The organism is Cupriavidus sp. SW-Y-13 (genome assembly GCF_009793345.1).
Classification (GTDB): domain Bacteria; phylum Pseudomonadota; class Gammaproteobacteria; order Burkholderiales; family Burkholderiaceae; genus Cupriavidus.
Window position 1 is genome coordinate 1,711,739 of the sequence record NZ_WHLX01000002.1, and the last position, 12,329, is coordinate 1,724,067.

Consider the following 12,329-nt stretch of genomic DNA (forward strand, 5'->3'; position numbering starts at 1 on the left):
TTCAGTAGGGCAGCTTGTTGACGGCATTGATGAACAACACGCCACCGTTGCCGCCCTCCTTGCTGCTGAACTTGATCTGCTGCTGGCCAGCGGGGCCGCGAATGCAGAACGCGATGTGTTCCGCGCCCTGCGAAAGCGCCTCGTTGACCAGCTTGCTCACGTCGAACGCACGGTATGCCTGTGTATTGTTCAGGTTGCTGGTGACACTGGTGCCGCTGCAGGTTGGCGCGTTGGCGCCATTGATCGTGGTCTCGCTCCAGTCCGTTGCCACGCGATAGACGGTGAACGTCTGCGTGGTGGTATCGGTCATGTTTCCTCCAAACATCATCAGCATGTAGGCCGGTTTGAAATCAGGCGGCAGCGTTTGCGCGCCTTTCGGAATACCGACCTTGAGATAGCTGCGCGATTCCGGCGTGCTTCCCGACGTCTGCTGCGCGTACAGGGCCGCATTGGTCCCATAGTTGGTCGTATCGGCGGCGCGCACGGTGGCATCCTCGGCAATCTTGAGATACGAGTACGCCATCAGATGGTTGCAACTGATGCCCTTGTTCAGGCAGAACTCCGCCATGAAACTCGCCGCATCCGGACGCCATCCCATGAAGAAATCTCCGTGCGCGGTGTAGAGCGATCCCCACAACTGCTTCACGACATTGCCCGCCGAATCGAGTTGAGGATCAAGCGACAACTGCACATTGGTCAGGTCCGTGATCTGCCCGAGGTTGTAGGCGATGTTCATGTTCGCATCGGGCAGACGCACTGGATATCCAGCCGGACAATTTCCCGCACTGTCGGGGGACACCGCATTGTCGTAGGTGCCCATCGTGGGTGACAGCGTCTTGCCATCCCAGCAAGTCGGGAAGTGCATGCCGATATTGAGTTGCGTACCGTTGGTGGGGTCGGGCTTGCAGTTGGTGGGAATCGAGTTCGTGTAGTTGCCCCCGGTGCAGAGGAACGAGATGCGCGAATTCGGCGTGGTGCCATGATGGTCGCCCACCATCAGCTTGATGCCTTGCGGATACGGTTGCACCGGGAAATGATTCGGCGATGGCACAGCCTGATTGGTGTAGTAGGTCTTCTGGTAGACCGGCGGAACCACCGTGCCATCGGGCAAGCGCAGCGAAGGCGCCCAGTAGGCCGTGCCATCGGCCGCGTTCTCGCACGTGGTGCCCGGCACTTTTTGCAGGACCTCCGCCGTGGTGTAGGCGTTCGTCGTCGTGTTGCCGAAGAAGTCATGCTGCATGGCGACGCCGGGACGGGCCGGCATGACGATAGGGTCGTCAGGCAGCCGGTGCGAGTACAGGCATACGATGGCGTAGCTGCCTGCGGCCTGGGTAACTCCTGGTGGCTTCGGCTTCGTCTGGGTACAACCCGGCAGGCTCAGCGAAGCGCCCAGAATACAGATCCACATCTTGATCATGATGGTCCCTCTCTTAGCGTGACTATCACGCGGGACCATGCTGTGGCGGGGCCGGGCGCGGCACAATGGAACATCGTGTTCCATCGCGCCGCCCGCCGTGGATCACGGCATCAGATCACCAGTTCGATCAGGAACGGACCCTTGCGCTGGTTGGCGGAAGCGAACAGGTCGTTGAATGCATCCATGGTATCGGCGCGCGCCGCTTCCACGCCCATGCCGTTGGCCATTTTCACCCAATCGAGATCCGGATTGCCGATGTCGAGCATATCGAGCGCGGTCTTGCCGGGATTGGCACCCACGCCAGCCAGTTCGCCCAAGAGGATCGCGTACTTGCGGTTAGCCAGCAACACGATGGTCACGTCGAGCTTCTCGCGCGCCATGGTCCACAGCGACTGCAGCGTGTACATGCCCGAACCATCGGCCTGCAACGCCACCACGCGCCGATCCGGTGCCGCGATGGCTGCGCCCGTCGCCAGCGGCAGGCCCGCGCCAATCGCACCGCCCGTCAGTTGCAGCCAGTCATGCGGCGCGGCGTGTACGGTGCCCGGATAGAACGCGCGGCCAAAGCTCACGCTCTCTTCCACGACTACGGCTTGTTCGGGCAACAGCGCGGTCAGCGATTGCGCCACGGCTTCCGAGGTGATGGCGCCACGTGCCGCTTCCACGCGAGCCGCAGGCGCGGCCGATGGCAGCGTTGCGCTGCGTGCGCCCAGTTCATCGGCCAGCCGCGCCACGGCCTCGCCGAGATCCTCCTCGGGACGCGCCAGCACATGGATGTTTGCATCTTCCGGGAACGGACGCGGCGACTTGCCCGGATAGGCGAAGAACGTCACCGGCGTGGTGGCGCCCACCAGGATCACGTTGCGGATACCGGCCAGCTTCTGGCGCGCCGCATCGCCCGAGTACGGAATGCGATCGATCGCCAGACGACCCTGCCCGCGCGTGACACGCGAGTTCGACATCGGCGTGATGAGACGTGCATCGGTGGCAGCGGCAATGCGATGCGCATCGGCCAGCACGCCTTCGCGCAATGCACTGCCAGCCAGCACGATCAGCGTGGGCTGACCGCTGCGCAAAATGCGCGCGGCGTTCTGCACGGCATCGGGCGATACCTTCGGCACCGGCAGCGCGGGCAGCGGCGCGGCCACCTTTCCACCTTCATCCCAGCACACGTCCGATGGCAGGATCAAACTGGCCACGCCACCCGGCGCGCCCATCGCGGCCTGCACGGCCACGGCGGCATCGGCGCCCACCGACGCGGCGTGCGTGGCGGTGCGCGTCCAGACCGAGACCGGACGGGCCCAGCCTTCGGTATCGGCAGTGAGCGGCGCATCGAACGGACGGTGATACGTAGCCTGATCGCCAATGATGTTGACGATGGGCGTCTGCGCACGGCGCGCGTTATGCAGGTTGGCCAGACCGTTGGCCAGGCCGGGTCCGCAGTGCAGCAGCGTGGCTGCGGGCTTCTCGGCCATGCGCGCATAACCATCGGCCGCACCGGTCACCACACCTTCGAACAGGCCGAGCACGCAGCGCATGCCGGGAATGCGGTCGAGTGCCGCCACGAAGTGCATTTCGCTGGTGCCGGGGTTGGCGAAGCAGGTATCCACGCCGCTGGCGAGCAGCGTCTTGACCAGGCTTTCCGCGCCATTCATCGATTCTTGTGTCTCCATCTCGGGTTCCGTTCAGGTTGCGGTTGTCAGGAATGGGGGGCGAGCAAGTCGAAATCCAGACAGACATACTCGGTAGGAAATTCGATGCGTGCGTAGTAGACGATCACATCGTCCACGCACGCAAAGCGGCGCAACTCGGCCACGGGCGCACCCACGGCCAGTTCCAGCGCGGCGGCCGACGCTGCACCGGCCGGCACGATCGACATGCGCTGCCGGGCCGCGTTGACCTGGAGTTCGGGAAAGCGATCGAGCACCGGCACCGAGGCACCCTGCCGGAACGCTTCCGGCTCGCGCGCAAAGACGTCAGCCGCGATGTAGACCTCGCCCACGGCAAACGGGCGGCCATCGAGCCGATGTGCGCGCTTCAGGAAGTGATAGGCATCGGCGCGCCGGCCATCGCAGGGCATGCCGAGATCGTCGGGCAGCGCCACATCGGCAGTGGATTCGACCATGGCCTCGGTAGATAGCTGGTCGCCCACGGCCACGGCCTGGTCCCAACTGACGGGCAGTGCCATCTGGCGGCGCGCGCGCCCGGCAGTCTTCACGAACGTGCCCCGGCCACGCGAGCGCGCCACGAGCCCTTCGGCATCGAGCTGCGAAATCGCGTGGTGCATGGTCATGCGCGCCACGCCGTACTGGCGGCACAGCGCTTCGAGCGACGGAATCTGCTCGCCGGGGCGCCAGGCCCCGCTTTCGATCTGGCGTCGGAAGATGGTCGCGAGCTGCAAGTAGACAGGCTCGCGGCTGCGTGAGAGAAGGTCGGCGGTGTCCGGCATCGGGAAAGGAAAAGCCCTGCGTGTGACATCACGCACGGCAGGTCGATACCGGACTGTATTAAAAGTCTAGGTGACTAGACTACTAGGGTTTACGCAATGTTCTGGCTTCAGGCCATGGCCAGTGCCGATGGGAAGGCGGGACTCTCCGACGCCGGCACTGCAGGCGCAGCCGTCGGCTCGCAACACAAACCCGCCGCCACGGCGCCGCGCACCGATTCCGCAACGGCCTGCTTGCGACGCCAGGCCGAGCGCTTCTTCGAGGCAATCTCCGCGATATCGCGCACGGGCTGGCTGACGGGCAGTTCAAGATTGCCGTCATGGGTCGGTACGCTGTGGTATTCGCTCCAGAATGCTTCATAGTCGCACTGGATCTCGCGTGGCGTGTTGCGCTGGCGGCCAACATGGTTGGCCCGCGAGACCGCCACGATGCGCCGCGCGCCGATATGGCCGGCCAGCGCCAGCAGGCCCTCCATCACCACATCCTTGGGACGCAAACCCTCGCAAGCCTTGGTGGAAGCACGAATCCACTCACGGCTGGCTTCGCTCTTCGGTCCCTGCAGTCCGCCGACGAAGACGTCGGGGCCCATCGCCCCGAAGCGCAGGAAGAAGCTCAGTTGCGTGAGGCTGGCGCCGGTCTCGTTGTCGATCCAGTAGAAGGCCAGCTCGCCTTCCTTCGGATTCGGGCCGGCATCGGCAAGCCGCAGCGTGTAGCGGCCATCCGCAAACGGCCACTCCACACCGCCCCGCAGACAAATGCGCTCGCAAGTCTCCACGGGCAATGCGGCATGCATGACAGCGTAGTGCTCCTGCACCAGCCGCGCGCGCTCCCCGAAACCCAACCCCAGCGCGCCCAGTGGACGGTAGGGTTTTTCGAGCAGCAACGGGCGAGCCGCCACCACACGCTGCAGCAGCGCGCACGAAGCCACGGCACGCAGCCACGGCTGCGCGGCACTCGAGCGCATGGCCGACATCGCCAGCCACTTCAGCCGGCGCGACATCCACTTCCGGCTGCCTGCCGGATAACACGCGGCCGATACGGCCAACATGGTGCCGAGATACCGCAAATACCGGCCCGGCGACGCAAACAGGTGATTCTCCGCCTGGGCCTTGAACAGCCCCTGCACACGCGAAACAGGTCCTTCCACGACAACGCTCCCCTTCTGGCGCGCCGGTCCGTACGTTGCGGTGCCGTGCGCGCAGCTTCAACCCTGATGTCCTTTGACGCCGCTGCGGGCATGCGCAGGGCGGGCGGCCAGCCTGTCGGTTTTTGAGTTCGTGGGGTGCAGGTCCGGCTCGTAATATTCCGTAACGTACTGAAATATTCCTGCGTTGACGTAGAAATCAGGTTTCCCCAAAAAGACTTGGGCAAGATGTCCGGCGTGAATGCGGGCAGACAAAAAAGCGGCAAAGCCGAAGCCTTGCCGCTTTTTTTTTGCGCGGGGTTCACACGCCAGTCACGCTGGCGTGATCGGGTTTACCACCGGTGCAGGTTACCAGCGCGTATCGCGCTCCCACGCCTTCATTTCATCCTCGACCTGCTCCTTGGTGTATCCGTAACGCTCCTGGATACGCCCAGCCAGTTGGTCACGCTTGCCGTTGATGACGGTGATGTCGTCGTCGGTCAGCTTGCCCCACTTTTCCTTGACCTTGCCCTTGGCCTGGTCCCACTTGCCCTCGATCTGATCCCAGTTCATATGCGGCTCCTTGTTTGAGTAGCGCGGCCGCTCCGGGCGGCCGCAGGTTGCTCGGGAGTCGACGTATGTCGACCGATGAAGCGGATTACTTGGCGTACTTGGCCTTCACGTTGGCCTGGCACTTGTCCTTGGCATCGCCGGACATGGCATCGCACTTTTCCTTGTCGGCCTTGTAGGCGGCGTCAACGGTGTCCTTGCGGGCATCGGCGCGCGTTTCCGCTACGTCAGTGCTCGTACCCGTCGCGGCGGCCTTCTCGACCTTGGCCGCGCCCAGGGCGCGTTCGTGCGAAGCCTTGGCTTCCTTCACGCAAACGTCCTTGTCGTTGCCCTTCTTGTCGTCGCACATTTCCTTGGACACGTCGTAGTCACGATCGGCCTTGGTCTTCATGGCCTTGGCGTGGGCCTTGTCCGTGCCGTCTCGCTTGGCCTCGGCATTGGCCTTGGCTACGTCGCGGTCGCGCTTGGCTTCGGCCTTGCAGATGTCCTTGGCATTGCCGGACTGGGCATCGCAGCGCGAACCCGCAGCCTTGTAGTCGGCGTCGGCCTGCTTGACCGCTGCGTCGTAATCAGCCTTCGACCCGGCCTGGGCGTAGGCAAAGCCGGCCGGTGCGGCCACCATCATCGAACACACCGCGGCGGTCAGCCACTTCTTGGCAAACGTCTTTGCAATCATGTCGTGCTCCTTTTTCAGAGTGGATGTTCTGGGCCACGCATCGCTTTCCTGGAGGGGTCATGCTGCGTGGCCGTGCTGTAACTGCAATGTATGTTTTGCCGCCCGCCCGAAGCAGAAGACCGCTGCTGAAACATCCGTAAGACAATTCCCACAACAGCATTTGGACGCACATGGCCTCTCGCAACCCTGCCCGGAAACGACGATGCGGCGCCCCCTCCGCTTGACGAAAGCCTCTCGCCATGGATATTCTTTTTATGAACTTATCGTTCATTTTTGAACATACATAAATCGAGTCGGAAAGAGGAGCGCCCCATGTTTTCAGGAAAGATTGGTATCAACGGTGCCGGCATCGGCGGGTTGGCTGCGGCCATCGCCATGCGCCGCCTCGGCATGGATGTAGTGGTGTTCGAGCAGGCGGCGCGCTTTGCGCGGGTTGGCGCCGACATCAACCTGACACCCAACGCCGTGCGCGCCCTCGATGGGCTTGGCATTGGCGAGGCGCTCCGCGACACCGCTGCAAGGCCCACGCATCGCATCAGCCGCACCTGGGATTCCGGCGAGGAAACCTCGCGCCTGCCGATGTCCGACGAGGCCGAGCGCCGCTACGGCGCACCGCAACTGACCATGCACCGGGGTGACCTGATGTCTGCGCTGGAAGCCGCCGTGCCAGCGGCCAACGTGAAGCTCGGCCACAAGGCCACAGCGATCACTGCACGAGATCAGGGGGCCACGCTCACGTTCGCCGATGGCAGCCAGCAGGACGTTGACGTGCTGATCGGGGCCGATGGCATCCACTCGGTGGTGCGCCGCGCGCTGCTCGGCGACGAGCATCCCATCTTCACTGGCGTAGTGGCCTACCGCGCCGTGGTGCCCGCCGAGAAGCTGGCCGGCGTGCCGAACATCGGCGCGTTCACGAAGTGGTGGGGGCCGGAATCCACCAGCCAGATCGTGACCTTTCCGCTGAACCGAGGCCGCGAGATCTTCGTCTTCGCCACCGTGGCACAAGATAGCTGGCGAAACGAGTCGTGGACCACGCCGGGCCGTGTCGAGGACCTGCGCGCCGCCTATGCCGGATTTCATCCCGATGCACGCGCCTTGCTCGATGCCTGCGACGACGTGCTGATCTCCGCGCTGTACGTGCGCGATCCGCTGCCGTCGTGGTCGTCCGGCCATATCGCGCTGATGGGCGACGCCTGCCACCCGATGATGCCGTTCATGGCACAGGGCGCGGGCATGGCCATCGAGGATGGCGTGGTGTTGGCGCGCTGCCTGGCCGAGGCCACCTCGGACGCCGTGCCCGCCGCACTGGCCCGCTATCAGGCCGCCCGCCACGAACGCACCAGCCGCATCCAGATCGGCTCGCGCGGCAACGAGTGGCTCAAGGCCGGCGGCAATGCCGACTGGGTGTACGATTACAACGCCTGGACCGCGCCGCTTCAGTAAGCGTCCAGGTCCCTCCTGAGTGAACTCCCCTGACTGCCCGTTTGCGAATGCCGAAGCCCAAGCCGCTGCCCGAACCTGACGTTGCCGATCCGGACGCCGACGATGGCGCAAACCCGCAGTTGGTATCCCCCGTCATCCGGGGCATGCGCCTGCTGCGCTTTATCGCCGAGGGCGGCTCCACGGCCAACCTCAGCGAAGTGGGCCGGCGCATCGACGTGAACCGCGTCACGGTGATGCGGCTGCTCGCCACGCTCGAACACGAGGGCATGGTCGAGCGGCTGCCGCAGGGCGGGCATACCGTGGGTTTTTCTTTCCTCAAGCTCGCGTCACGCGCGCTGGCGGCCAACGATCTCACATCGTTCGCACGACGCATCCTCGCGCGACTCAGCGAATCGCTGCAGCTATCGGCCTACCTCGCCGTACCCGATGGCGGCCACGTTCTTTATCTACTGCGCGAGATGCCCAACACCGGGCTCGTCAGCAATATCCAGGTAGGCAGCCGCGTGCCAGCCCATCTGACCACGCCGGGGCGCATGCTGATCGCCCATCTGTCGCCGGAAGAACTGCGCGAGCGCCTTGGTCCCGATCCCCTGCCCACCGTCACGGGGCAGAGCGCGGGCACCCATCGGCGCCTTGCCGAAATCCTGGCCGCCGACCACGAACGCGGCTGCGCGTGGAGTTTCTCGGCCTTCGAGCCGGGCATCGACTCCTGCGCGGCGCCAGTGCGTGACGCACAAGGCAACATCATCGCCGCGATCAGCGTGGCGGGGCCGCAGCAACGGTTCGAAGCCGATGGCGCGCTGCGCGAGCGGGCCGAGAAAGAGATAAAGGCTGCGGCGAAGGATTTGTCGGCGTTGATGGGGTAGTGCGGCAGGGCGCGGACAGCTTGTCGCAAAAATGTAATGGTGTGGCGCGGAAGGCTCGCTATAATGCAACCCTGTTGCAATAAGCCCGCCCTATTTCCGCTCGCCCCCATTCATGTCCGGACGCCGTTTCACGCCTGCTTTCCTGTTTGCCGCCACCGCTTTTGCCAACGCCGCCGACGACCAGACCCTCCCTGAAGTTTCCGTGCGCGGCCATGCGCCAGCCCCCTATGCCACGGGCGCCACGCGCACCGAGACGCCATTGCGCGAAGTGCCGCTCTCGGTACAGGTCGTACCGCGCGCACTGATCGAGGACATCGCGGCCACGCGACTCGATGACACCTTTGACTACGTGAGCGGCGTGGCGCGTCAGGGTAACTACGGCGGACTCTGGGACAACTTCTCGATCCGTGGTTTCACCGGCAACGAGAACACCGGCGCGGGATATCTGGTCAACGGCTTCGCCGCCAACCGCGGTTTTACCGCGCCGCGCGACACCGCCACCATCGAGCGCGTGGAAGTGCTCAAAGGGCCAGCCTCGTCGGTCTACGGCAGCGGCGACCCCGGTGGCGTGATCAATGTCGTCACCAAGCAACCGCAATTCAAGCCGTCACAAACGTATGGCTTCGAGGTTGGCACGCGCGACAAGTACCGGGTCTCGGCAGATGTCACGGGCGCCCTCTCCGACAACGTGGCGGGCCGCCTGGTTGCCGTGGCCGACCACGAAGGCAGCACGCGCGATTTCGTGAACAGTCGCCGCTTCCTGCTGGCGCCCTCGTTCACCTGGGCGCTCGGCGCCAATACGGTGATCCAGTATGCGGGCGAGATCCAGCGCTATACCGTGCCGCTGGACCGGGGCGTGGTGGCCGTGAACGGCCGGCTCGGCGCCGTGCCGCGCTCGCGCTTCCTGGGCGAGCCGAACGATGGCGACATCCGCCTCGACAGCCAGTCGCACCAACTCTCCGTCGAGCATGATTTCTCCGATACGTGGAAGGGCCGCGTCGCCGTGGCCTATCGCGGCGGTTCGCTCGAAGGCTACTCCACTGAAGCGACCGCGCTGCAGGCCGATGGCCGCACGCTGACCCGCCAGCGGCGCTATCGCGACTTCCAGTCCGACGATGTCTCCCTGCAGGCCGATATCGCGGGCAAGTTCAACACGGGCGCCATCGGCCACGAGGTGCTGCTGGGCGTGGATACCTACCGCTTCGGCGTGTCGCAAGTCATGCTGCGCCGCAACCCCACCGCCGCTGCGCCGTACGCCATCGACATCTACGATCCGGTCTACGGACAGACCCCGCCCACGCTGCTGCCCAACACCAATACCTACGAGCGCCAGACCAACGTCGGCCTCTATGCGCAAGACCAGTTGCGGCTGGGCGAGCGCTGGCGCGTGCTGGCCGGCGCGCGCTTCGACATCTACAACCAGTCGCTCGACAATCGACTCTCCGGCGCCAGCACCAGCCAGCACCAGACTGCCGTCTCGCCACGGCTGGGTGTGACCTACCTCGCCACGCCGACGGTTTCGTTGTTCGCCAACGCAGGCAAGTCGTTCCGTCCGAACCCGGGCAGCGATGCCAATGCCAATGCGTTCTCGCCCGAGCATGGCCGCGCCGTGGAAGCCGGTGCCAAGTACGAAAGCCCGGACCATCGCACCACTGCCACGCTGGCCGTGTTCGAGATCCGCAAGCGCAATGTGCTGACCACCGATCCGTCGAACCCCTCGTTCCTGCGCGCAGCCGGCGAAGCGCGCAGCCGGGGCGTGGAACTCGACGTGGCTGGCCGCATCGGCACCCACTGGCGCGTGACCGGCAACTTCGCTTACACCGATGCCGAAGTCACACAGGACACCCGGCTGGCCGCCGGCACGCCGCTGGCCAACGTACCGCGCACCAGCGGCAGCCTGATGGCGATCTTCGAGGACCAGGCGCCCATCGGCCAGCGCTATGGCCTGGGCGCCGGGGTGCGCTACGTGGGCACGCGCGGCGGCGACGCGCAGGACAGCTTCTCGCTGCCCGCCTACACGCTGGCGGACGCCTTTGCCTACTGGCAATACAGCAAGACCGTGCGCGTGGCGCTCAACGTCGACAACCTGTTCGACCGCACCTACTACGCCAGCGCCGCCAGCAATGTCTGGATCATGCCGGGCGCCGGACGCACGGTGCGGCTCGGCCTGCAACTGAGCTATTGACCGTGGCAAAGGTTCTCTCTTCACAACGGCGCCGGTTGCTGCTGGCTGCCGGGGCAGCCGCTGCAGCGCCTGCGCTGCCGCTGATGGCACACACTTCCGCACCCGCATCGACGGAAGCCGGCGAGCGCGCCGTGCGCGTGATCGGCCCATGGGAATTGTCCTCGCTCGATCCGTTGCGCAACGGTTACCTGTTCTCGCGCATGCAGGTTACGGAGACACTTGTCGATTTCGATGCGGATGGACTGCCAACGCCCGCCCTCGCCGCGCGATGGCAGCTATCGGCCGATCAACTGACATGGCGCTTCACGCTGCAGCCCGGCGCGCGCTTTCACGATGGCACACCGGTGCGTCCCGCGCATGTGGTGGCGGCACTCGAACGCGCTCGCCATGCGGCGGGGATGCTGCGCGTGGCGCCGATCGCGGACATCGGTGCGGAGCCCGACGGCATCCGCATCGTACTGACGCGCCCCTTCACACCGCTGCTCGCCCTGCTCTCGCACAGCAGCGCGCAGGTGCTGGCGCCCGCCTCGTTCGCTCCCGATGGCAATGTACGCGCGATCATCGGCTCCGGTCCCTATCGCATCGTCGATCTCGAGCCGCCGCAGCGTTTTTCGATTGCCGCGTTCGATGGCTGGCGCGGCATGGCCCCGGCAATACGGCGCGCCTCATACCTGTCCGTGGGCCGCGCCGAGATGCGCGCGCTGATGGCCGAGGGCGGACAGGCGGAACTTGCCTACGGGCTTGACCCCGGCAGCATCGCGCGGCTGGCGACGAGTCCCAACGTGCGCCTGCACGCCGTGACCATTCCGCGCACCACCGCGCTCAAGGTCAACGCCGGCCATCCGTTTCTTGCCGATGTCGCAGTGCGCCGCGCGTTGTCGCTCGCCATCGACCGGCGCGGCATCGCCACGGCCATCCTTCGTGATCCGGCGCTGGCGGCCACGCAACTGTTTCCGCCGTCGCTGACTGGCTGGCATGACGATGCACTGCCGCCGCTGCACTTCGACCGCGCCACCGCGCGCGCCCTGCTCGCCCAGTCGGGCTGGCAACCGGGCGCCGATGGCATCCTGCGTCGCGGCGATGCACGCTTCGCGATCACGCTGCGCACCTTCCCGGATCGACCCGAGTTGCCCGTCATCGCCACGGCACTTCAGGAGCAGTTCCGGCAGGTGGGTATCGCGATGCGCGTGGCCGTTGGCAACTCGGGCGATATCCCGTTCGCGCATCGCGACGGCTCGCTCGACATCGGCCTGATGTCGCGCAACTACGGCGTGGTGCCCGATGCATTCGGCACCGTCTCGCAGGACTTTCCGCCGAACGGGAACAAGGGAGGTGACTGGGGCGCGATGGGCTGGGCCGATCCGGCTGTGACCCGCGCGCTGGCCGCACTGCCATCCACTCCCGCTGACGCGGACGGTGGCCAACTGCGCGGCCGGCTGCGTCGCCAGATCGCCGCCACGCTGCAGCGCGACCTGCCGCTGATCCCCGTGGTCTGGTATCGCCAAACCCTGGCGGCCTCGCCCAGGCTCGGTGGCGTCTCGATCGATCCGTTCGAACGCAGCTACCGGCTGACACAAATGCACTGGCATTCATGAGCGAATC

Annotated in this window: 10 protein-coding genes; 4 read left to right on the plus strand and 6 right to left on the minus strand. The window is 65.4% G+C overall.

What is annotated here, in order from left to right:
• Position 1: 1 nt before the first annotated feature.
• The 6 genes from GA566_RS23185 to GA566_RS23210 all read right to left on the minus strand — a co-directional run bounded on the left by GA566_RS23185 (position 2) and on the right by GA566_RS23210 (position 6,233).
• Positions 2-1,417 (minus strand): DUF1996 domain-containing protein, encoded by a 1,416-nt coding sequence (locus GA566_RS23185; RefSeq protein ID WP_160474134.1) that lies wholly within the window; start codon positions 1,415-1,417, stop codon positions 2-4.
• A 110-nt stretch (positions 1,418-1,527) separates the two neighbouring features.
• Complete coding sequence (locus GA566_RS23190; RefSeq protein WP_160474718.1) at positions 1,528-3,072, minus strand: acetolactate synthase large subunit; 1,545 nt, start codon at positions 3,070-3,072, stop codon at positions 1,528-1,530.
• Between the two features lie 44 nt (positions 3,073-3,116).
• Positions 3,117-3,866 (minus strand): GntR family transcriptional regulator, encoded by a 750-nt coding sequence (locus tag GA566_RS23195; protein WP_137926354.1) that lies wholly within the window; start codon positions 3,864-3,866, stop codon positions 3,117-3,119.
• A 107-nt stretch (positions 3,867-3,973) separates the two neighbouring features.
• Positions 3,974-5,011, minus strand: a complete 1,038-nt coding sequence (locus tag GA566_RS23200; RefSeq protein WP_137926326.1) for a VirK/YbjX family protein — start codon at positions 5,009-5,011, stop codon at positions 3,974-3,976.
• A 345-nt stretch (positions 5,012-5,356) separates the two neighbouring features.
• On the minus strand, positions 5,357-5,560 hold the full coding sequence (locus GA566_RS23205) for a CsbD family protein (RefSeq protein ID WP_137926325.1): 204 nt from the start codon (positions 5,558-5,560) through the stop codon (positions 5,357-5,359).
• 85 nt (positions 5,561-5,645) lie between these two features.
• Complete coding sequence (locus GA566_RS23210; protein WP_137926324.1) at positions 5,646-6,233, minus strand: hypothetical protein; 588 nt, start codon at positions 6,231-6,233, stop codon at positions 5,646-5,648.
• A gap of 312 nt (positions 6,234-6,545) precedes the next feature.
• Here GA566_RS23210 and GA566_RS23215 point away from each other — a divergent pair, with 312 nt between their 5' ends.
• The 4 genes from GA566_RS23215 (at position 6,546) to GA566_RS23230 (ending at position 12,322) form a co-directional block, all read left to right on the plus strand.
• Positions 6,546-7,676, plus strand: a complete 1,131-nt coding sequence (locus GA566_RS23215; RefSeq protein WP_160474135.1) for an FAD-dependent monooxygenase — start codon at positions 6,546-6,548, stop codon at positions 7,674-7,676.
• A gap of 47 nt (positions 7,677-7,723) precedes the next feature.
• Positions 7,724-8,542 (plus strand): IclR family transcriptional regulator, encoded by an 819-nt coding sequence (locus GA566_RS23220; protein WP_160474136.1) that lies wholly within the window; start codon positions 7,724-7,726, stop codon positions 8,540-8,542.
• Positions 8,543-8,654: 112 nt separating this feature from the next.
• Positions 8,655-10,727: a TonB-dependent siderophore receptor gene (locus GA566_RS23225; RefSeq protein ID WP_160474137.1), complete on the plus strand. Its 2,073-nt coding sequence runs from the start codon at positions 8,655-8,657 to the stop codon at positions 10,725-10,727.
• A gap of 2 nt (positions 10,728-10,729) precedes the next feature.
• Positions 10,730-12,322, plus strand: a complete 1,593-nt coding sequence (locus tag GA566_RS23230; protein WP_249359492.1) for an ABC transporter substrate-binding protein — start codon at positions 10,730-10,732, stop codon at positions 12,320-12,322.
• Positions 12,323-12,329: the final 7 nt, after the last annotated feature.